The following is a 19,000-nucleotide window of genomic DNA, read 5'->3' as shown; positions in this document are numbered from 1 at the left end:
TCAGGCTGCAGCAATCTCAGGCGTGCGGCTCGCCTGCAACGAGAGGCGATCTGCCTCGCCGATATGAACGAGCTTTCCGGCTGCGATCACGGCAACGATCCGCGGACGAAGCGCTTGCGCCGCGTCGACCAGAATGATGTCCGCACGCCGGCCGGTTGCGAGTTGTCCGCGGTCGGTCAGGCCGGCGGCGGCGGCCGGTGCCGCCGAGATCAGCTCCCATGCTTTCGGCAGCGGCAGGACGTTCTCAGCCACGAGGCGGAATGCGGCAAGCAGCATCGCTGGATAGTAATAGTCGGAGGCGAGGATCGTGCAGAGGCCCTTGCGCACCATGTCGGTCGCGCTGATCCATCCGGTATGGCTGCCGCCGCGTACGACATTCGGTGCGCCGAGCACGGTGAATTCGCCGGCGGCGACCGCTTCACGTGCGGTATCTTCGGTCACGGGAAATTCTGCGACGCGTACGCCGAGATCGCGAAAGCCTCGACGCTGCTTTGGCGTCTCGTCGTCGTGCGACAGCATAGGAACGTTGGCGGCATTGCTGATAGCTGCCAGCCGGGCGATCGACGCCGGCACTTCACCGGCGCGGCCCGCCACTTTGTCGACCAGCTGGTTGAACGCCTCCAGCGAAAGCCCGGTGCGCTGCGCCATCTGTGCGCGCTTCTCGGGCTTGGCCGGGTTTAGCACGGTCAATGACATGTGGTCGTTGAAGGCGAGGAGGCTGATCCGCTTCGACTTGATCCAATAGACGATCGTCGCCTCGGCATCGAGATTGAAAGTTTCGTGCCGAAGGTGGACGTGCGTGTCGGCTGCGAGGCGCGGCCGCAAGCCTTCCACTGCATCGACCAGCGCATGCGCATTCTCGGTGCCGCGCAGTCCCGGTTCCCACGACCAGGTGACGCCATGAAACGCCGTGGTGATACCGTTCGCGATCAGCTGGCGGTCGCTGTCGATCAGCGCCACGTCGATCGGAAAGTCGACGCCGGGACGCGGCATCATCTGGCGCTCAAACGCATCGCCATGCAGGTCGACGATACCCGGCAGCGTCAGCAATCCGCGCGCGTCAATTGCGACGGCTGCCCGCTGCCCCGTGCCGCCGCCGACCTCGGCGATCCGGCCATCGACGACCGTGAGAGGGGCTTCGACCAGTTCGCCGCGGAACAGCGATTGGCCGCCTTCAATCAAAATATCAGTCATGCTTTCAAGGCTGCTTGGAATGAGAATCAGGCGGAAACGGTGATGCGGTCATATTTGTCGAGAAACGCGTCCACGCCAAGCTTGCGAAAGTCCGGAAGCGCCTTGCGCAAGGTTTCGTGGCTCCAGTTCCACCAGGCAAGCGCCGCGAGCCGCTCGGACGTGCGTTCATCGAAGCGGCGACGCACGATTCGGGCCGGATTTCCGGCAACGATGGTGTAGGCGGGCACATCCTTGGTCACGATTGCGCCGGCGGCGATCACAGCGCCGGTGCCGATGTTGCGGCCCGGCAGGATGATCGCTCCATGTCCGATCCATACGTCATGGCCGATATGCACGTGATGCGCACGTCGCCAGTCGAAGAACTCGGCGTCGTCGGCTTCGCCCTGAAAATAGGAACTGGAGCGGTAGGTGAAATGCGCCTGCGTCGCCCGATGCATCGGATGGTTGCCGGGATTGATGCGGGTCATCGCCGCAATCGAGCAGAATTTTCCAATCGAGGTGTAAGTGATCTGACTGTCGTTCACGACATAGGAGTAGTCGTCCATCGTGACTTCCGTGAGGATCGTGCGCGCCCCTACTTCCGTGTAGGCGCCCAAACGGCTGTCGTGCAGCGAAGCCGAAGCATGGACCAATGGCGTGAGAGAGAGGGTCTTGACTGTCATGATGTTCCGGAGGTCGGCTTGGAGGAGAGGGTTTTCTTCGACAGCAATAATGACAGTCGAATGACATGCAGATGACGACAGCAAAGTAGCTGTGTCGACAAGCTTGGTGTGCGGCGCACGCCGTATGTCACATAACTGTAGAACTCCGGCGTTAGCCGTTGCACCCAGCGCGGGACACGCGGGGTTACGGAATGCTGGTTGTTGATGGATTGACCTGCCGGTTCGGCAGCAAAACTGCCGTGGACAAGGCCTCGTTCTCTATTGAACGAGGCAGCTTCATTGGAGTGATCGGCCGCTCCGGCGCGGGCAAGTCGACATTGCTACGCATGATCAATCGCCTCGCTGAGCCGAGCCAGGGGCGGATCATGTTTGAGGGCGTCGATGTGACGGCGCTGAAGGGCGCGCCGCTGCGACAGTGGCGCTCGCGTTCGGCGATGATCTTCCAGCAGTTCAATCTGGTCGGCCGGCTCGACGTGCTTACCAACGTCCTGATGGGACGGCTCGCAACTGTCCCAACCTGGCGATCGCTCATTCAGCTCTGGCCTGACGACGACAAGGCCATCGCCATGTCGGCGCTGGAGCAGTTCGACATGGCGCAGGCGGCCTCGCAGCGCGCCGACCAACTCTCCGGCGGTCAGCAGCAGCGCGTCGCCATTGCCCGAGCGCTCGTACAGGAGCCGGACATTATTCTCGCCGACGAGCCGATCGCCTCGCTCGATCCGCGCAACACCCGGATCGTGATGGATGCGCTGCTGCGCATCAACAAGCATTTCGGCATCACCGTGGTCTGCAACCTGCATTCGCTCGACCTCGCGCGCACGTATGCCGACCGCCTGCTCGGCATGTCGGCCGGGCGGATCGTGTTCGACGGCAAACCCGAGGCGCTGACCGACCGGGTTGCGCGCGAGCTCTACGATCTCGAGGCCAATGAAGTGATGGACGGTGCGCCGGAGGGAATCCCTGCGGGTGCAACCGTTCCCGCGCTCAGCGATGCGGCGGCGTAAGCCGGCGCCGTCTCGCATTGAATTGAAAAGAAGCTACAACTCGAACCTGATGAGAGGCGTCATGCTCAATCGTCGTATTGTGATCGCGGGCTTTGCGGCCCTGGCCTTCAATGTCACCGCGGCTCACGCACAGGACTGGAAGGCCAAGTACCCTGAACTCGTGTTCGCCAAGGTGCCGGATGAAAACGCATCCGGCACCAGCGATCGCTGGACACCGCTGATGAACTACCTCTCGCGCGAGCTCGGCACCAAGGTGACGCTGCGCATCGCCAACGATTATGCCGCAGTGATCGAGGGGCAGCGGGCCGGCAATATCCATATCGCGATGTACGGACCGGCATCCTATGCCCGCGCCTACGTCATCGGTGCCAAGGTCGAACCGTTCGCGATCGAAGTCGCCGCCGACGGCACGAAGGGCTACTATTCGGTGCTCTATGTGAAGAAGGATGCGTCGTTCCAGAAGATCGAGGACCTGAAGGGCAAGAACCTGTGTCTGGTCGATCCGAACTCGACCTCCGGCAACAATGTGCCCCGCTTCGCGATGGACAAGCTCGGCATTGACCCGGAGAAGTTCTTCTCCAAGGTGGTCTATTCGGGCAGCCATGAGAACGCAGTGATCGCACTGGGACAGGGCACCTGCGACGCCGCCTTCAACTGGTGGAACGACGAGAATGAATCCAACCTTCTCCGGATGGATCGCAAGGGCATGGCCAAGGCTGCCGACTACCGGATCATCTTCAAGTCGGAGCAGATCGTGAATTCGCCGATGGCTTACCTGACCGACCTGCCGACGGACCTGAAGGCGGCCATCAAAAAGGCCGTTCTCGAGTTGGCGACCAAGGACAAGGCTGCCTTCGACAAGATCTATGAAGGCAAGCAGAAGCCGTTCGAGCCGGTCACGCACAAGGAGTACGAGCCGGTCGTCGACCTGATCAAGTTCGTCGACTCGATTCGCAAGCAGAAGTCCTGACGCTCATCGTGCGGGGCGGCCGGCTCGCGTGCTGTCCGCCCCTTGTCACGAACGCAGATGTCGGTCGCGGTCCCCCATCTCCCCCAGGCGCAGCTTCAACCGCTGATGCGCGCCTACGCGGACGCCGTTGCCGCCAAGCGACGGCGTTTTGTGCTCGGCACCGTCCTCTTCGCGGTGGCGATCGGCTTGTCCGCATGGATGGGAGAGGTCGCACTCGATAAGTTCACCCATAATTTCTGGCGCTTCTTCGCGTATTTCGCGAACACCATTCCGAAAATTTCACTCGAAACGTTCTGGGCGGACATCGCCGAATGGTTCTGGGGTTTGAAGCGCTGGCTGCGATTGCTCGGCGATACAATCTTGATCGCCTATGTGGGGACGCTTACCGGTGCGATCTTCGGCTTCTGCCTGTGTTTCCTCGCATCGGCCAATCTGGTTAAATCGCGAGCAATCGTATTCACGGCCCGCCGCACGCTTGAATTCTGCCGGACCGTTCCCGAGATCGTCTTTGCACTGATCTTCGTGCTGGCTTATGGGCTCGGGCCGCTTCCGGGCGTGCTGGCCCTTACCATTCACACGACCGGCGCGCTCGGCAAGCTGTTCGCCGAGGTGGTTGAGAATATCGATCCGAAACCGGTGGAGGGGGTCGCGGCGTCCGGCGGCAACTGGTTCGAGCGCATCCGGTTTGCGGTGCTGCCGCAGGTGCTTTCCAATTTCGTCAGTTATGGACTGCTTCGTTTCGAGATCAACGTGCGCGGGGCAGCAGTGATGGGGTTCGTCGGTGCCGGCGGCATAGGGCAGGACCTGATCGAGGCCGTTCGCAAGTTTTACTACACCGACGTCAGCGCCATTCTCGTTCTGGTAATCATCACCGTGATGATTATCGACTGGTTTACCGAACGCGTGCGGCACCGGCTGATCGGCATGGAGGCGCGGTCGTGAGCGAAGGTCCCAACCTGTTCGCGAGCCGGGCCGGCATTGAAGCGCGCTTTCCGGGACAGTTCCGGACCGACTGGCAGAGCCGCGGCCTGGCTATCGGCGCGGTCCTGGCAATGGCGGCGCTGTTTGTCGCAGGCCTTGTCCAGCTCGAGATTCCATTCTCGCGGCTGATTCCTGGTACGGCTCAGCTCGGCGATTTCATCTGGACCATGCTGCCGCCCGATCCGGGATCGTGGGAAAAGACGCTGATCTACCTCAAGGCGATGGGTGAGACGCTGTCGATCTCGCTTCTCGGCACCTTCGGTGGCGCGTTGCTCGCTTTCCCGATGGCCTTGCTCGCCGCCCGCAACGTGGTGGCGAATCGCATCGTGCATTTCCTGGCCCGACGCTGGCTCGACACCGTTCGCGGCGTCGACACGCTCATCTGGGCGCTGATCTGGGTCAGCGTCGTCGGGCTCGGTCCGTTTGCTGGAATTCTGGCACTGATGTGCAGCGACTTCGGAAGCTTCGGCAAGCTTTTCTCGGAGGCAATCGAAACAGCCGACAAGCGCCCGGTCGAGGGCGTGCTGTCGACCGGCGGCGATCATGTGCACGGCGTTCGCTTCGGCCTGTTGCCGCAGGTCGTTCCGGTACTCGCGAGCCAGGTCCTCTATTACTTCGAGTCGAACACGCGCTCGGCGACCATCATCGGCATTGTCGGTGCCGGCGGAATCGGCGCGCAGCTCTCCGAGCAGATCCGCGTGCTGGAATGGCAGAAGGTTGCCTTCATCATCCTCCTGATCCTCGTGACGGTCGCGCTGATCGACTGGCTGTCATCGCGATTGCGGTTCGCGATCATCGGCAAGGCCGCCGCGTCTCACTGATTCTCGACCACGAACTGGATGCGTTCCGCGGCGAAGCGTGTCCGGCTGGTCAGGAGCGGCCTGCCGCTCAAATCGGTGTCGGTGCTTTCCGTCAGCAGGATCGGTCGTCCGAGCGCGAGGTCAAGCCGCGCAGCATCCGCTGGCTCGACGATCGCGGCGGTCAGGCGGGTCTCGGCGCGCCGGTAGTCCTTGATGCCATAATGGGCGAGCGTTCGCGTCATTGAGCACTGTCGCTCGTAGACGCGCCCGGCATCGGGGAAGCGCTCAGCGGGCAGCCACGTCGTCGCCGTGCTGATCGGCGTACGGTCGGCAAAGCGCAGGGTCTCGAGCCGCACCAGCGGCGCGCCGGTCTTGAGACCGAGGCGCTTTGCAAGCGTGCGGTCTGCATCCTCCAGGGCATGGCTGATCAGTTGCGCGCGCGCCTCGCGGCCGCCGGCGCCGATGTTCTCTGAAAAGCGCGTGCGCGAGCGAAGCGGGTAGGCGATACGCGGCGCCTCGACATAGGTGCCGCTGCCGCGCTCGGCGCGAACGAGGCCGCGTTCGGCAAGCGCCGCCAGCGCGCGCCGCACCGTGTGGCGGTTGACGCGAAAGGTCTCGGCGATCTCGGTTTCGCTCGGCAACCGCGCGCCCGCCGCATAGCGCCCGTCGGCAATGCCGTGCTCGATCGCGTCGGCGACGCGCCGCCACAGGGCAACGCCAGAGGCTTCGATATCAGGCTTGTTGTTCATCGACGCGCTTTTCGAGCCCGCGGACGCAGCGGGAAGGTGTGATTTGTCATCAAATGGTCATTTGCCTTTGCCGGTCAAGTTGTCTACGATCATAGACAACTTGGCAAGGACGAATTGAGCGATGACTGCAGCTGGCGCGACGAACGATGAGATCACCACGTTGCGCCGCAGAGCGATGGCTGTGCTGGCCGATTCCTGTCTGGACGATATCGCCGAGCACATGTCCGTGCTGACGGTTCCTCCGTATCAGGAGCTGCGCGCACCGGAGAATGGTCTGGTGATGGTGCGCGGTCGGATCGGCGGTGACGGTTCGCCGTTCAATCTCGGCGAAGCGACTGTTACGCGCGCCGCCGTCAAGCTCGCCGGTGGCGAGGTCGGCTTCGCCTACGTGCTCGGCCGCGATCCCCACAAGGCCAAGCTGATAGCAGTCTGCGACGCGATGATTCAGTCCGCTGACTGCGCGCACGTTCTCGACGCGGTCGTGCAGCCGCTGGAGCGGGCGATGGCAGCGCGCCGCCAGCAGCAGGACGCCGAGACTGCGGCGACGCGGGTCAACTTTTTCACCCTGGTCAGAGGCGAGGGATAGTCATGCAATCGGTGCAAGAGGCATCAAGCATTGGAGCTGCGGTGATCGCCGCGCAGTCGACTTTTCGTCGGGTGATGGATGCAACCGCACGGCCCGGCTCGATCGAGGTCATTCCCGAGATCGCCGGTGCACCAGCGCCGCTGTCACAAGCCGCGGCTGCGATCGCGCTGACCCTGTTCGATCATGACACGCCGGTTTGGATGGACGCGCCGCTTGCGTCGTCGGAGGCAGTCGCGGCCTGGCTGCGCTTCAACACCGGCTGTCCCATTGTCGCCGATCAGGCCCAGTGTACGTTCGCGCTGGTCGCAGACGCAAGCGCGGCACCGCCTTTCGAGAGCTTTGCGCTTGGCACGCCGGACTATCCGGATCGTTCGACCACGTTGATCCTGCAGGCCGCGACGTTGACCGGCGGACCTGAACTGGTCCTGAGCGGTCCTGGCATTCGCGGCACGGCAAGCCTTCGCGTCGGAGGATTGCCTGAGGATTTCGTGATGCAGCACGCCGCCAACCGCGCATTGTTTCCGCGCGGCGTGGACTTGCTGCTTGTCGCCGACAATCACGTCGCGGCACTGCCGCGCACCACAATCGTTACGAGGGCCTGACGATGTATGTTGCAGTCAAGGGTGGCGAGCGCGCCATCGAAAACGCGCATCGGCTGCTCGCGCACGAGCGACGAGGCGATGCGTCGGTGCCGGAGCTGTCGCTCAAGCAGATTTCCGAGCAACTGAGTCTGGCGGTCGATCGTGTGATGACCGAGGGGTCGCTCTACGATCGCGAGCTTGCGGCTCTGGCGATCAAGCAAGCGCGCGGTGACCTGATCGAGGCGATTTTTCTCGCACGCGCGTTCCGTGCGACCTTGCCGCGGTTTGGGACATCCGAGCCCGTCGAGACCGGCGCGATGCAGGTCCGCCGCAGGATCTCTGCGACCTTCAAGGATATTCCCGGCGGACAGATCCTTGGTCCGACGTTCGATTACACGCACCGCTTGCTCGATCCGTCGCTCGCCGGCACGTCCGCGCCCGAGGCGCCGGCCGCGGCCGATAGCGACGCGGCAACTGATGCGGCGCCGATGCCGCGCGTCACCGACATCCTCGGACACGACGGATTGATCGAACCGTCGCCGGTCGCAGACGAAGGTGCACCGGTTGGGGATCTCACGCGCGAACCGCTGAATTTCCCCGCGGATCGCGATCTTCGGCTGCAGAACCTGGCGCGCGGCGACGAGGGTTTCCTGCTGGCGCTGGGCTACTCGACCCAGCGCGGCTACGGGCGGACGCACCCGTTCGTAGGCGAAATCCGGCTTGGCGAGGTTGAGGTGGAATTCCTGGCCGAGGAGGTCGGCTTCGCCGTGCCGCTCGGCCGCATCACCGTCACCGAGTGTCAGATGGTCAATCAGTTCAAGGGATCGGCGAGCGAGCCGCCGTGCTTCACCCGCGGTTACGGCCTGGCGTTTGGTCAGTCCGAGCGCAAGTCCATGTCGATGGCGCTCGTCGATCGTGCGTTGCGCGCACGCGAGTTTGGCGACGACGTCAAGGCGCCGGCGCAGGATGAGGAGTTCGTGCTGTCACATTCTGACAACGTGCAGGCGACCGGATTCGTCGAGCATTTGAAGCTGCCGCACTATGTCGACTTCCAGTCGGAGCTCGGCCTGATCCGCAAGCTGCGGCGCGAGTTTGCCGAGGCGCAGGGTGAACGCGACCCGCAACTGCAGGAGGCCGCGGAATGAACGCGCCCGCATACAACTTTGCCTATCTGGATGAGCAGACCAAGCGGATGATCCGCCGCGCGATACTGAAGGCGATCGCGATTCCCGGTTATCAGGTGCCGTTCGCAAGTCGCGAGATGCCGATGCCCTATGGCTGGGGCACGGGTGGCGTGCAGGTCACGGCGGCGATCCTCGGTCCGGACGACACGCTGAAGGTGATCGATCAGGGCTCCGACGATACCACCAACGCGATCTCGATCCGCAAATTCTTCGAGAAGACTGCGGGCGTGGCCACGACCACGACGACATCGGAGGCGACTGTCATCCAGACGCGTCACCGGATTCCGGAGGCGCCGCTTCAGGAGCACCAGGTTCTGGTCTATCAGGTGCCGATCCCGGAACCCCTGCGCTTCCTCGAGCCGCGTGAGACCGAAACGCGCCGCATGCATGCGCTTGCCGAGTACGGTCTGATGCATGTCAAACTCTACGAAGATATCGCCCATCACGGCCACATCGCGACGAGCTATGCCTACCCGGTGAAAGTCAATGCGCGCTATGTGATGGACCCTTCGCCGACGCCGAAGTTCGACAATCCCAAGATGGACGATTGTCCGGCGTTGCAATTGTTCGGTGCGGGCCGCGAAAAGCGCATTTATGCGGTTCCGCCCCATACGACCGTCGTGTCGCTAGACTTCGAGGATCATCCGTTTGAGCGCTATCGGCACGAGGCGCCGTGCGCATTGTGCGGCGCCACCGATTCCTATCTGGACGAGGTCGTGATCGACGACAGGGGCGGACGCATGTTCGTCTGCTCCGATACCGACCATTGCGAGACACGCCGCGCCGACGGCCACCGCGGTGTGCAACCGGAGGCGCTGGCATGAGCATGATGGATCAGCCGCTGCTCATGACCGAAGGTCTTGGCAAGAGCTATGGACGGCAGCTTGGCTGCCGCGACGTCTCGTTCAATCTCTATGAGGGCGAGGTGCTGGCGATCGTCGGCGAGTCGGGTTCGGGCAAGTCCACGTTGCTGCAACTGCTGTCCACGCAGATGGCGCCGACCGCGGGTCGCGTCTGCTATCGCATGCGCGATGGCGTGACGCGGGATCTCGCCACGTTGGGCGAGGCGGAGCGACGCTTTCTGTATCGCACCGACTGGGGTTATGTGCACCAGGATCCGGCGATGGGGCTCCGCATGAAGGTCTCGGCCGGCGCCAACGTCGGCGAGCGGCTGATGGCGGTCGGCTGGGAGCACTACGGCCGTATCCGCAAGTCCGCGCAATCCTGGCTGGAACGCGTCGAGATCGAGGTCGGTCGCATCGACGACTCGCCGCACACCTATTCGGGCGGCATGCGGCAGCGGTTGCAGATCGCCCGCAACCTCGTCACCGAACCGCGGCTGATTTTCATGGACGAGCCGACCGGCGGCCTCGACGTCTCGGTACAGGCGCGGCTGCTCGATCTCCTGCGAAACCTTGTCGCCGAGCTCGGGCTCGCCGTCGTCATCGTCACGCACGACCTCGCGGTGGCGCGGCTGCTTTCGCATCGGATCATGGTGATGAAAGAGGGGCGGGTGATCGAAACCGGTCTGACCGACCAGGTGCTCGACGATCCACGCGAGCCCTATACCCAGTTGCTTGTCTCTTCGATCCTGCCGGCGTGAGGGGCTGATCAGATGGAACGCGCCAACACTGCAATGCTTCAACTCAAAGACGCCGCCAAAACCTTCACGATGCACCTGCAGGGCGGCATCCGCCTGCCTGTGGTCGCGGGCGTCACGTTCGACGCTCATCCGGGCGAGTGCGTGGTGCTCTCCGGCCCATCCGGAGCCGGCAAGTCATCGATCCTGAAGATCATCTTCGGAAACTATCGCTGCGACTCCGGCCGGGTCGCGGTACGCCACCAGGGCAATGTGGTCGACATCGCCGCCGCGGAGCCGCGCCAGATTCTTGATCTGCGGAAGAATACGATTGGCTACGTCAGTCAATTCCTGCGCGCGGTTCCCCGTGTGGCGGCGCTGGACGTGGTGGCCGAACCGTTGATCGTCGCTGGAGTATCTCGCGACGAGGCTCGTGAGCGCGCCGGCGCCCTGCTGCGGCGTCTCAATATTCCGGAGCGGCTTTGGATGCTACCGCCGTCGACCTTCTCCGGTGGCGAGCAGCAGCGCGTCAACATCGCCCGTGGCTTTCTGCCCGACCTGCCGCTGCTCTTGCTGGACGAGCCGACGGCGTCGCTCGATGCCGCCAATCGAGCAGTGGTCGTGGCCTTGATCGAGGAGAAGAAACGGAAGTCTGTCGCGATGGTGGCCATCGTCCATGACGATGACGTGCGCGAGCAGATTGCCGATCGGGTCGTGGATGTCACAAAATTTGCCGCCGTTGCATGAGAAAAGCTGCGTGAGAGAACAGATGAAATCGAGTCGTGCCGACATGATTCTCACCAATGCAAGGATCGTGCTTGACGACCGCGTGATCGAACGCGGTTGGCTCGTCGTCGCCCACCGCGGGATCGTCGAGATCGGCGAGGGCAATGCGCCCGAGCGCGGCGAGGACATGAAGGGCGATCTGGTCATGCCGGGCCTGATCGAGCTGCATACGGACCATATCGAAGCGCACTACGTGCCGCGGCCAAAAGTGTACTGGGACCCGGTTGCCGCAGTTGTCTCCTATGACGGCCAGCTTGCGACCAGCGGGATTACCACCGTGCTGGACTCGCTGCGTGTCTGGCGGGAAGACGGCGCCGAGGAGGTCGACGGCCAGGCACAAGTGCTCGCGGGGGCCATTGACACCGCGCGCAAGGCGGACCTGCTGCGCGCCGATCATTTCCTGCATCTGCGCTGCGAGGTGCCAATGCCGACGGTGGTGGAGGATGCGGCGCAGCTTGCTTCGCGGCCGGACGTGCGGTTGATGTCGCTGATGGACCATACGCCCGGCCAGCGTCAGTTCCGCGACGAGGAAAAGCTGCGCGTGTATTATCGTGGCAAGAAGGGCGGCATGAACGACGCGCAGCTCGACGAGCTGTTCGCACGACGGTTCGAGTACCAGAAGAAATATGCCGAGAACAATATGCGCGAACTCGTGGCGCTGGCGAAGCGCCACGGCGTTCCACTTGCGAGCCATGACGATACGACCGACGAGAACGTCGCCGATGCCGTTCGCGGCAAGGTGGCGGTCGCGGAATTCCCGACCACGCTCGAGGCAGCGCGCGGATTGCACGAGGCCGGCATCAGCATTCTGATGGGCGCGCCGAACGTTGTGCGCGGCGGCTCGCATTCAGGCAACATCGCAGCAGTTGATCTCGCGCAGCAAGGGTATCTCGACATACTGTCGTCCGACTACATTCCATCGAGCCTGCTGATGGCGGCGTTGCAGCTTCCCGAGCGCATCCCTTCGATCACCCTGCCGGAAGCGGTCCGGACCGTGACCAAGGCGCCGGCTAAGGCGGTTGGCCTGAGCGACCGCGGGGAGATCGCCAAGGGCAAGCGCGCCGATCTGATCCGCGTGCACGTTGCGGCCGGCGTGCCGGTCGTGCGCAGCGTCTGGCGGGCAGGTCACCGGGTGGCGTGAACGACCACGCGACGATAGCGCACCCGCGCGACGAGAGGATCGGCCCGGGCGCGCTGGTGTTGGTGGTCGGCCCGAGCGGAGCCGGCAAGGATACGCTGCTTGGAGTCGCGCAAGGCATGCTTGGCGGGTCCGACCGGATCGTGTTCCCACGTCGCATTATCACACGCGCCGCCTCTGCATTCGAGAACAACGAGGCGATCAGCCGCGCGGACTTTGATGGTGCGGTGACGGCGGGTCACTACGCGCTATGGTGGCGTGCGCATGATCAGGGCTACGGCATTGGCCGCGCAATCGAGCAGGATATCGCCGCGAACCGTACGGTCGTCGTCAACACGTCGCGCACGATCATCGGCGAAGCACGGCAGCGATACTTGCGGCTGGCCGTGGTGTTGATCACTGCGCCGGCCGACGTGCTCGCCGAACGGCTTGCGGCGCGTCGGCGCGCCAGTGATGGCGACCTCGGCGGCCGCCTGCAGCGGGCATCGATTGCGGCCGAAATCAAGCCGGATTTGGTGATTTCCAACGTCGGCGCCGTCGAGGACGGCGCCCGGCGGCTGGCGGATTTCATCGCGGAACGATGAAGGACTTCGATCCTATAAGCTCGGATTCCCGGGAAAAATCGGCGAATCGGGTCTGATTCGCGAGGGTACGCAAGCGCGCCGTCAAGAGGCGAGTTTGTTGTGAAAAGTCACGGAAACCCTGCTGCTAAAGCATTTTCCGCAATATGGTGGCCGCTCCAGAATCATTAAGGAGCATACATGGCTGCCCAGATGTCAAAGTCGCAATTGATCGAAAAGATTGCGACCACCACCGAACTCTCCAAGCGTGACGTGAAAGGCGTGATGGAAACGCTGACAGACGTCGGCCATAAAGAACTGAAGAAGAACGGTGTCTTCCTCCTGCCGGGTTTCGCGAAGTTTGTGGTCATCAAGAAGCCCGCCACCAAGGCGCGCAAGGGCACCAACCCCTTCACCGGCGAGGAGATGATGTTCAAGGCGAAGCCCGCTCGAAAGATCGTCCGGGCGCGCCCTGTCAAGGCCGCAAAGGACGCAGTCTGAAACGACGGCGCGTAACGAAGAGAAGAAGGCCCCCTCGTCGGGGCCTTCTTTATTTTAGCGTCTTGTTTCAGACGTTCCTCCTGGCTTCTTTCAGACGTTCCTCCTGGCTTCGGCCGATAATCCGGTGTTGAGCCCATTGCCGAGCAAACGGCGAATTGACTTCTCAGGTCGCATTGAGACCGAACTTCATTTGTGCAAGCTTCAAAAGAGCCGCCGCGAAGAGCAAGGGTGTCGCAGCGGAGCACGGCGGATTGTCGCAGCATGATACGGCTCAGCTGCGCGACAGGGCCGGCCGAGATGGCGTATGAGGGCGCATGCGATACGTTAGTCTGACAGCGTTTCTGTACCTGTTCTGGCTGGTTCTGTCCGGCCACTACACCCCGATGCTCGTTGTCGCCGGACTGGTTTGCTCGGTCCTGTGCCTGCTGGCCGCGATCCGGATGCGGACCGCGGATGAGGAGGGGCATCCGATCGAACTCTTCCGCGGTGCGATAACCTATCTGCCCTGGCTCGCAGTCGAGATCGGCAAGTCGGCGTGGGCCGTGACGAAGATCATCCTGCACCCGCGCCTGCCGATTTCTCCGACCATGACCGTCGTCACGGCCACTCAGCGGACCACGGTCGGCAGGGCCACCTACGCGAACTCGATTACGCTGACGCCCGGCACGATCACGGTTGCCGCAGACGGTGACAAGCTCACCGTGCATGCGCTGGTTACTGAAGGCGCCCTCGATCTCGAAGCGGGCGGCATGGACCGTCGGGTCAGCCGGTTCGAAGGCTCGGCCTGATGTTCGCCGTCGCCGCCGCCGCCATCCTTGTCGCTCTGGCGCTGGCGATCGCGCGCGCCATCCTGGGTCCGACGATCTTTGACCGGGTGCTTGCCGGCAACACCGTCGGCACGCTTGCGATCATGTTGCTCGCCGTGTTCGGCTTCCTGACGGGCCGACCGGAGTTCCTCGACATCGGGCTGACCTACGGCCTGCTCAATCTCATTGGCACGCTCGCGGTTCTGAAGTTCTTCCGACACGGCGATCTTGCGCACCGGGCCGACACGGAGCGCGGCTCATGACGTTCGCCCTGGATCTTGCAAGCTGGGTGTGCATCCTGCTCGGTTCATTCTTCGTGGTCGTCGGGGCTGTCGGCCTCGTCCGCATGCCTGAGGTCTTCACCCGCATGCATGCGGCAAGCGTCATCGACACGCTCGGCGTCGGCTTCCTTGTACTCGGCATGGCGCTGCAGGCTGGCCTCAGCCTCATCACCCTGAAGCTGCTGTTCCTGCTCGCCTTGTTCGTTTTTACCGGACCCGTGGTGACGCACGCGCTTGCGCAGGCCTGTCTCCAGGACGGCATCGCGCCGATGCTTGATGCCGACCGCAGGGCCGATCGCGCGGCCGCCGAGCAAACCGAGGGGAGGCGGTCATAGAAGTCCTCATCAACGCGACGCTGTTGACCATGCTTGCCGTGGTGACTGTCGCGATCGTCTTGCAGCGTCATCTGTTCGGCGTTGTCGTGCTGACGACGATCTACAGCTTCCTGATGGCGAGTGTGCTGATCGTGCTCGACGCGGTCGACGTCGCCATGACCGAAGCCTCGGTCGGCGCGGGCATCTCGACGGTGATCCTGCTTGCGACGCTGCATCTGATCAGCACCACCGAGATGCGCTCGTTTCGCACCAAGGTGCTGCCGCTTGTGGTTGCCATCGGCACCGGAGCCCTGCTGGTGTGGGGCACGCTTGCCTTGCCACCCTTCGGCACGGCGGATGCGATCATTCACAAGCACGTGGGGCCTCGCTACCTTTCCGACACCATCAAGGAAACCGGCGTTCCGAATGCCGTCACGTCAGTGCTGGCCGACTATCGCGGCTACGACACCCTCGGCGAGACGACCGTCATCTTCACGGCGGGCATTGGCGTGATGCTGTTGCTGCGCGGCATGCGCCGCAGGGGGCGGACCGAAGAGGGGGGCGACGGGCAATGAGTCTCGATCTCATTCTCCGGATCGGCACCAAGCTGATCCTGCCATTCATTCTGCTGTTCGCACTCTACGTGCAGTTTCACGGCGACTACGGACCGGGCGGCGGCTTTCAGGCCGGCGTCATCACGTCCGGCGTCGTCGTCCTGCTGACGATCACGTTCGGCCTCGAGGCAGCACAACGCATGGCGCCGCAGGCCGTCGTGCAGCGGATGATCCCCCTTGGCGTGCTGATCTATGCCGGCACCGGCGTCGCAGGACTTCTGCTTGGCAAGAACTTTCTCGATTATTCGGTGCTGGGGCACGACGCCGTGCATGCCCATGAGCTTGGAATTTTTCTGGTGGAAGCAGGCGTCCTGGTAACGGTCGCAGGCACGATGACGGCCATTTTCTATGCGTTCGTCGAGCGGGGCCGCTGATGGCGACGCTGATCGATCTTGCGCAGCACTACAATTACATCGTCACGATCTTCCTGATGATGGCCGGGTTGTACATCGTGATCGCCCGCGGCAACATGGTGAAGAAGTTGATCGGGCTGTCCATCTTCCAGACCTCGGTCTATCTTCTTTACATCGAGCCGGGAAAGATCATCGGCGGTACGGCGCCAATCATCGATCCGGCGTTTTCGGTCTATTCGAATCCACTTCCGCACGTCTTGATCCTGACCGCCATCGTCGTCGGTGTCGCCACGCTGGCGCTCGGACTTGCGCTCGTGGTCCGCATCAACGAGGCCTATGGCACCGTTGAGGAGGAGGAGATTGTCGAGAAGGACCGTGACGTATGAAGGCAGTCTGGCCGCACCTTCCGGCCCTGCAGGTGGTCATTCCCCTTATCGGTGCGCTGCTTGCCGGCTTCATGCGTCGCGGCACGACGGCTTTTGCGCTCGCTTTGGTCGTCAGCTGGTTGATGCCCGTCATCGCCGTCTGCATGCTGTGGCAGGTGCTCTCGAGCGGGACCATCTCCTATCATCTCGGCGGCTGGGAGCCGCCGTGGGGCATTGAGTATCGCGTCGATGCCCTGAACGGCTTCGTGCTGGTGCTCGTCTCGGTCGTCGGCGCAGTGATCATGCCGTTCGCGCGACGTTCCGTCGCGTTCGAGATCGCCGCGCCGCAGCGAGCCTGGTTCTATTGCATGTACCTGCTTTGCCTGACCGGCTTGCTCGGCATTGCGATCACCGGCGACGCCTTCAACGCGTTCGTCTTCCTGGAGATCTCGTCGCTGTCGACCTACGTGCTGATCGCGCTCGGACCTGATCGGCGCGCGCTTGTGGCCGCCTTCCAGTATCTGATCATGGGGACGATCGGTGCGACGTTCTACGTCATTGGCGTAGGCCTGCTCTATCTTCTCACCGGCACCCTCAACATGGCCGATATGGCCGTCCGCCTGGCTGAAGCGTGGCCTGGCCAGTCGCCGGCCGTGATCGCAGCCCTCACTTTCGTGACCGTGGGCGTCAGTCTCAAGCTGGCTTTGTTTCCGCTGCATGCCTGGCTGCCGAACGCCTATGCCTACGCACCCTCCTGGGCGACCGCTTTCCTCGCCGCGACGGCCACCAAGGTTGCCATCTATCTTCTGATCCGGTTTTTGTTCTCCGTCTTCGGCGCCTCGATCGACGTCCGTGCGCTACCGCTGTCGGACATCCTCATGGCGCTTTCGGTCGCGGCGATGTTCATCGCGTCGACGGTTGCGGTTTTCGAGCGCAACGTGAAGCGGATGCTCGCTTACTCGTCGGTTGCACAGATCGGATACATTACGCTTGGCATTGCGCTCGCCAATCAGGCGGGACTGACCGGCGGTCTCGTTCACATCGTCAATCACGCGTTGATGAAGGCGGCACTGTTTCTTGCCGTGGGCGCGGTCTTCTATCGTGCCTGCCCGATGAATCTGACTGACCTTGCAGGCATAGGCCGCAGGATGCCGCTAACCATGACGGCGTTCACGATCGCAGGCTTCGGCCTGGTCGGCACGCCGGGCACCTCCGGATTCATCTCCAAATGGTATCTGGCGATCGGCGCGATCGAGAGGGGGTGGTGGCCGCTCGTGATCGCGATCATGGCGAGCTCACTGCTGGCGTTGCTCTATGTCGGTCGCGTCCTCGAAGTGGCGTGGTTGCGCAAGCCGTCGCCGGCGATCGCGGATGCGAGCGATCCGCCGCTGTCGATGCTGCTGCCGCTGCTGGTGCTGGCTTTGGCCACGATCTATTTCGGCATCGACACTGAATGGACCGCCGGCATGGCGAGCACCGTGGCCAAGGCTTTGCTCGGAGGGGTGCGTTGATGACGGCTCCCTCAGCCGAGACGCTGGTGCTTCTCGCGGTGCTGGTGCCGTTCATCGGCGCTGTGATCATTCCGCTCTGTCACGCCGTGCCCAATCTGCGGGAGGCAGTGACGCTCGCGACCGCAGGCATCTTGTTCGCCATCGTCTGTGCTTTGCTCACCCCCGTGCTCGGTGGTGCGCGGCCGGAAGCGCACATCATCAACGTGACGCCGGGCCTTGCCCTTGCCTTCAAGGCTGAACCGTTGGGGATGCTGTTCGCGCTGGTCGCCTCGTCCCTGTGGATCGTTAATTCGATCTATTCGATCGGATACATGCGCGCCAACGACGAGCCGCGGCAGACCGGTTTCTACGTCTGCTTTGCGGTCGCCATCGGCAGCGCCATCGGCATTGCGCTTTCGAAGAACCTGTTCACCCTGTTCCTGTTCTATGAGGCGCTGACGCTGTCGACCTATCCGTTGGTCATTCACAAGGGCAATGAGGAGGCCATCCGCGCCGGCCGCCTTTACCTCGTGTTGTTGCTCGGCACGTCGCTGGTCCTGTTCCTTCCGGCGCTGATCGGCACGTATGCGCTTGCGGGCACGCTTGATTTTACCCCCGGCGGAATCCTTGGCGGCAAGGTAGGCGCCGGGATCATCGCGCTGCTGCTGGCGATGTTTGTCTTCGGCATTGGCAAGGCCGCCGTCATGCCATTTCACTTCTGGCTGCCGGCGGCGATGGTCGCGCCGACACCGGTCAGTGCGCTGCTGCATGCGGTCGCGGTGGTGAAGGCCGGGGTCTTTTCGATCCTGAAAGTCGTCGTGATGATCTTCGGCGTCGAGGCGCTGAGTGCGGCAGGGCAATCGCTCTGGCTCACGCTGGCCGCCGGAACGACGATCATTGCCGCATCGCTGGTGGCGCTGCGACAGGACAACCTGAAGCGCCGGCTGGCCTATTCCACCGTCTCGCAGCTGTCCTACGTAATTCTGGGGGCGGCGATCCTGGCGCCGATCTCGCTCATCGGCGCTGCGATACACATCGCTGCACACGCGGTCAGCAAAATTACGTTGTTCTTCGCGGCCGGCTCGATTCACACGGCCTCGCATCTGACGGAAGTCAGCCAGCTCGACGGTATCGGCAGGCGGATGCCGTGGACCATGGGCGCCTTTGCAATCGGCGCAATCAGCATGATCGGAATCCCGCCGGCCGTGGGATTCGTCAGCAAGTGGTTCATCCTGAGCGGAGCGATGCAGACCGGTAACTGGATCGCCGTCGCCATCATCATCGTCAGCACGATCCTGAATGCCGGCTACTTCCTGCCGATCGTCTATCGCGCGTTCTTCCGGGAACCGCACGTCGGCAAGCATCATGATGCTCCTGCGCATGGCGAAGCGCCATGGCCGATCGTGCTGGCGCTGACGGTCACCGCCGCAGGGACTATTCTTCTCTTCCTGATGCCGAACGTGCCATACGCGTTGGCAACGATGATGATGGAGCGCTGAGCC

The 19,000-nt window shown here is 63.0% G+C and carries 24 protein-coding genes; 21 read left to right on the top strand and 3 right to left on the bottom strand.

The genetic code is table 11. The features are described 5' to 3' along the window. Both RCO31_RS02325 and RCO31_RS02320 read right to left on the bottom strand, forming a co-directional pair. On the bottom strand, positions 1–1,194 hold the full coding sequence (locus RCO31_RS02325; protein ID WP_308966578.1) for an alpha-D-ribose 1-methylphosphonate 5-triphosphate diphosphatase: 1,194 nt from the start codon (positions 1,192–1,194) through the stop codon (positions 1–3). Positions 1,195–1,220: 26 nt separating this feature from the next. After that, positions 1,221–1,856, bottom strand: coding sequence for a chloramphenicol acetyltransferase (locus RCO31_RS02320; RefSeq protein WP_308966577.1), 636 nt, complete (start codon positions 1,854–1,856; stop codon positions 1,221–1,223). A gap of 191 nt (positions 1,857–2,047) precedes the next feature. Between RCO31_RS02320 and phnC the strand changes: the two genes are divergently transcribed. From phnC to phnE (RCO31_RS02300), 4 genes are all read left to right on the top strand, one after another. After that, positions 2,048–2,860 carry a phosphonate ABC transporter ATP-binding protein gene (gene phnC, locus RCO31_RS02315; RefSeq protein WP_308966576.1) on the top strand — a complete coding sequence of 271 codons (813 nt, stop codon included), beginning with the start codon at positions 2,048–2,050 and terminating at the stop codon, positions 2,858–2,860. 61 nt (positions 2,861–2,921) lie between these two features. Next, positions 2,922–3,830, top strand: a complete 909-nt coding sequence (gene phnD / locus RCO31_RS02310) for a phosphonate ABC transporter substrate-binding protein (protein ID WP_308966575.1) — start codon at positions 2,922–2,924, stop codon at positions 3,828–3,830. A gap of 57 nt (positions 3,831–3,887) precedes the next feature. Then, positions 3,888–4,772, top strand: coding sequence for a phosphonate ABC transporter, permease protein PhnE (gene phnE, locus RCO31_RS02305; protein ID WP_308966574.1), 885 nt, complete (start codon positions 3,888–3,890; stop codon positions 4,770–4,772). After that, on the top strand, positions 4,769–5,632 hold the full coding sequence (phnE, locus tag RCO31_RS02300) for a phosphonate ABC transporter, permease protein PhnE (protein WP_308966573.1): 864 nt from the start codon (positions 4,769–4,771) through the stop codon (positions 5,630–5,632). Before phnE (RCO31_RS02305) ends, phnE (RCO31_RS02300) begins: the two co-directional genes overlap by 4 nt. On the opposite strand, the gene phnF is transcribed toward phnE (RCO31_RS02300), so the two are convergent. Continuing rightward, entirely contained in the window at positions 5,626–6,360 is a 735-nt protein-coding gene (phnF, locus tag RCO31_RS02295) for a phosphonate metabolism transcriptional regulator PhnF (RefSeq protein ID WP_308966572.1), read from the bottom strand. The two genes, phnE (RCO31_RS02300) and phnF, sit on opposite strands and share 7 nt — an antisense overlap. Before the next feature lie 121 nt (positions 6,361–6,481). Here phnF and phnG point away from each other — a divergent pair, with 121 nt between their 5' ends. The 17 genes from phnG (at position 6,482) to RCO31_RS02210 (ending at position 18,997) form a co-directional block, all read left to right on the top strand. Continuing rightward, a complete protein-coding gene (gene phnG, locus RCO31_RS02290) occupies positions 6,482–6,946 on the top strand; it encodes a phosphonate C-P lyase system protein PhnG (RefSeq protein WP_308966570.1) in 465 nt (154 codons plus the stop codon). Positions 6,947–6,948: 2 nt separating this feature from the next. After that, the gene (gene phnH, locus RCO31_RS02285) at positions 6,949–7,548 is read left to right on the top strand and encodes a phosphonate C-P lyase system protein PhnH (RefSeq protein ID WP_308966568.1); all 600 of its coding nucleotides are present in this window, start codon (positions 6,949–6,951) and stop codon (positions 7,546–7,548) included. 2 nt (positions 7,549–7,550) lie between these two features. Next, positions 7,551–8,672, top strand: coding sequence for a carbon-phosphorus lyase complex subunit PhnI (locus tag RCO31_RS02280; RefSeq protein WP_308966567.1), 1,122 nt, complete (start codon positions 7,551–7,553; stop codon positions 8,670–8,672). Beyond that, positions 8,669–9,535 carry an alpha-D-ribose 1-methylphosphonate 5-phosphate C-P-lyase PhnJ gene (locus tag RCO31_RS02275; protein ID WP_308966566.1) on the top strand — a complete coding sequence of 289 codons (867 nt, stop codon included), beginning with the start codon at positions 8,669–8,671 and terminating at the stop codon, positions 9,533–9,535. Before RCO31_RS02280 ends, RCO31_RS02275 begins: the two co-directional genes overlap by 4 nt. After that, positions 9,532–10,314, top strand: coding sequence for a phosphonate C-P lyase system protein PhnK (gene phnK / locus RCO31_RS02270; protein ID WP_308966565.1), 783 nt, complete (start codon positions 9,532–9,534; stop codon positions 10,312–10,314). The genes RCO31_RS02275 and phnK overlap by 4 nt, the downstream gene beginning before the upstream one ends. 12 nt (positions 10,315–10,326) lie before the next feature. Then, positions 10,327–11,037 (top strand): phosphonate C-P lyase system protein PhnL, encoded by a 711-nt coding sequence (gene phnL, locus RCO31_RS02265; protein WP_308966564.1) that lies wholly within the window; start codon positions 10,327–10,329, stop codon positions 11,035–11,037. Between the two features lie 22 nt (positions 11,038–11,059). Continuing rightward, complete coding sequence (locus tag RCO31_RS02260) at positions 11,060–12,217, top strand: alpha-D-ribose 1-methylphosphonate 5-triphosphate diphosphatase (RefSeq protein WP_308966563.1); 1,158 nt, start codon at positions 11,060–11,062, stop codon at positions 12,215–12,217. Next, entirely contained in the window at positions 12,214–12,798 is a 585-nt protein-coding gene (gene phnN / locus RCO31_RS02255) for a phosphonate metabolism protein/1,5-bisphosphokinase (PRPP-forming) PhnN (protein ID WP_308966562.1), read from the top strand. The genes RCO31_RS02260 and phnN overlap by 4 nt, the downstream gene beginning before the upstream one ends. Positions 12,799–12,975: 177 nt before the next feature. Beyond that, entirely contained in the window at positions 12,976–13,275 is a 300-nt protein-coding gene (locus RCO31_RS02250; RefSeq protein WP_308966561.1) for an HU family DNA-binding protein, read from the top strand. Between the two features lie 314 nt (positions 13,276–13,589). Next, complete coding sequence (locus tag RCO31_RS02245) at positions 13,590–14,063, top strand: Na+/H+ antiporter subunit E (RefSeq protein WP_308966560.1); 474 nt, start codon at positions 13,590–13,592, stop codon at positions 14,061–14,063. Next, positions 14,063–14,344, top strand: a complete 282-nt coding sequence (locus RCO31_RS02240; protein WP_308966559.1) for a monovalent cation/H+ antiporter complex subunit F — start codon at positions 14,063–14,065, stop codon at positions 14,342–14,344. The genes RCO31_RS02245 and RCO31_RS02240 overlap by 1 nt, the downstream gene beginning before the upstream one ends. Then, a complete protein-coding gene (gene mnhG, locus RCO31_RS02235) occupies positions 14,341–14,697 on the top strand; it encodes a monovalent cation/H(+) antiporter subunit G (RefSeq protein ID WP_308966558.1) in 357 nt (118 codons plus the stop codon). Before RCO31_RS02240 ends, mnhG begins: the two co-directional genes overlap by 4 nt. Beyond that, the gene (locus RCO31_RS02230; RefSeq protein ID WP_308966678.1) at positions 14,694–15,251 is read left to right on the top strand and encodes a DUF4040 domain-containing protein; all 558 of its coding nucleotides are present in this window, start codon (positions 14,694–14,696) and stop codon (positions 15,249–15,251) included. The genes mnhG and RCO31_RS02230 overlap by 4 nt, the downstream gene beginning before the upstream one ends. Beyond that, positions 15,248–15,664 (top strand): Na(+)/H(+) antiporter subunit B, encoded by a 417-nt coding sequence (locus tag RCO31_RS02225; RefSeq protein WP_308966557.1) that lies wholly within the window; start codon positions 15,248–15,250, stop codon positions 15,662–15,664. The genes RCO31_RS02230 and RCO31_RS02225 overlap by 4 nt, the downstream gene beginning before the upstream one ends. Next, the gene (locus RCO31_RS02220) at positions 15,664–16,029 is read left to right on the top strand and encodes a cation:proton antiporter subunit C (protein WP_308966556.1); all 366 of its coding nucleotides are present in this window, start codon (positions 15,664–15,666) and stop codon (positions 16,027–16,029) included. Before RCO31_RS02225 ends, RCO31_RS02220 begins: the two co-directional genes overlap by 1 nt. Further along, positions 16,026–17,519 (top strand): monovalent cation/H+ antiporter subunit D family protein, encoded by a 1,494-nt coding sequence (locus RCO31_RS02215; protein WP_308966555.1) that lies wholly within the window; start codon positions 16,026–16,028, stop codon positions 17,517–17,519. The genes RCO31_RS02220 and RCO31_RS02215 overlap by 4 nt, the downstream gene beginning before the upstream one ends. Then, positions 17,519–18,997: a monovalent cation/H+ antiporter subunit D family protein gene (locus RCO31_RS02210; RefSeq protein ID WP_308966554.1), complete on the top strand. Its 1,479-nt coding sequence runs from the start codon at positions 17,519–17,521 to the stop codon at positions 18,995–18,997. The genes RCO31_RS02215 and RCO31_RS02210 overlap by 1 nt, the downstream gene beginning before the upstream one ends. Positions 18,998–19,000 lie beyond the last annotated feature (3 nt).

Origin of the sequence: Bradyrhizobium sp. LHD-71 (assembly GCF_031157255.1) — a bacterium.
GTDB lineage: Bacteria > Pseudomonadota > Alphaproteobacteria > Rhizobiales > Xanthobacteraceae > P52-10.
The sequence above is the reverse complement of the archived record's forward strand: the minus strand, read 5'-3'. Positions and strand labels throughout refer to the sequence as shown.

What these genes read in the sequence shown, in the direction of transcription:
- RCO31_RS02325 (WP_308966578.1), bottom strand. Translation starts at nt 1,194, where the DNA reads ATGACTGATATTTTGATTGAAGGCGGCCAATCGCTGTTCCGCGGCGAA.
- RCO31_RS02320 (WP_308966577.1), bottom strand. Translation starts at nt 1,856, where the DNA reads ATGACAGTCAAGACCCTCTCTCTCACGCCATTGGTCCATGCTTCGGCT.
- phnC (WP_308966576.1), top strand. Translation starts at nt 2,048, where the DNA reads ATGCTGGTTGTTGATGGATTGACCTGCCGGTTCGGCAGCAAAACTGCC.
- phnD (WP_308966575.1), top strand. Translation starts at nt 2,922, where the DNA reads ATGCTCAATCGTCGTATTGTGATCGCGGGCTTTGCGGCCCTGGCCTTC.
- phnE (WP_308966574.1), top strand. Translation starts at nt 3,888, where the DNA reads ATGTCGGTCGCGGTCCCCCATCTCCCCCAGGCGCAGCTTCAACCGCTG.
- phnF (WP_308966572.1), bottom strand. Translation starts at nt 6,360, where the DNA reads ATGAACAACAAGCCTGATATCGAAGCCTCTGGCGTTGCCCTGTGGCGG.
- phnG (WP_308966570.1), top strand. Translation starts at nt 6,482, where the DNA reads ATGACTGCAGCTGGCGCGACGAACGATGAGATCACCACGTTGCGCCGC.
- phnH (WP_308966568.1), top strand. Translation starts at nt 6,949, where the DNA reads ATGCAATCGGTGCAAGAGGCATCAAGCATTGGAGCTGCGGTGATCGCC.
- RCO31_RS02280 (WP_308966567.1), top strand. Translation starts at nt 7,551, where the DNA reads ATGTATGTTGCAGTCAAGGGTGGCGAGCGCGCCATCGAAAACGCGCAT.
- RCO31_RS02275 (WP_308966566.1), top strand. Translation starts at nt 8,669, where the DNA reads ATGAACGCGCCCGCATACAACTTTGCCTATCTGGATGAGCAGACCAAG.
- phnK (WP_308966565.1), top strand. Translation starts at nt 9,532, where the DNA reads ATGAGCATGATGGATCAGCCGCTGCTCATGACCGAAGGTCTTGGCAAG.
- phnL (WP_308966564.1), top strand. Translation starts at nt 10,327, where the DNA reads ATGGAACGCGCCAACACTGCAATGCTTCAACTCAAAGACGCCGCCAAA.
- RCO31_RS02260 (WP_308966563.1), top strand. Translation starts at nt 11,060, where the DNA reads ATGAAATCGAGTCGTGCCGACATGATTCTCACCAATGCAAGGATCGTG.
- RCO31_RS02250 (WP_308966561.1), top strand. Translation starts at nt 12,976, where the DNA reads ATGGCTGCCCAGATGTCAAAGTCGCAATTGATCGAAAAGATTGCGACC.
- RCO31_RS02245 (WP_308966560.1), top strand. Translation starts at nt 13,590, where the DNA reads ATGCGATACGTTAGTCTGACAGCGTTTCTGTACCTGTTCTGGCTGGTT.
- RCO31_RS02240 (WP_308966559.1), top strand. Translation starts at nt 14,063, where the DNA reads ATGTTCGCCGTCGCCGCCGCCGCCATCCTTGTCGCTCTGGCGCTGGCG.
- mnhG (WP_308966558.1), top strand. Translation starts at nt 14,341, where the DNA reads ATGACGTTCGCCCTGGATCTTGCAAGCTGGGTGTGCATCCTGCTCGGT.
- RCO31_RS02225 (WP_308966557.1), top strand. Translation starts at nt 15,248, where the DNA reads ATGAGTCTCGATCTCATTCTCCGGATCGGCACCAAGCTGATCCTGCCA.
- RCO31_RS02220 (WP_308966556.1), top strand. Translation starts at nt 15,664, where the DNA reads ATGGCGACGCTGATCGATCTTGCGCAGCACTACAATTACATCGTCACG.
- RCO31_RS02215 (WP_308966555.1), top strand. Translation starts at nt 16,026, where the DNA reads ATGAAGGCAGTCTGGCCGCACCTTCCGGCCCTGCAGGTGGTCATTCCC.
- RCO31_RS02210 (WP_308966554.1), top strand. Translation starts at nt 17,519, where the DNA reads ATGACGGCTCCCTCAGCCGAGACGCTGGTGCTTCTCGCGGTGCTGGTG.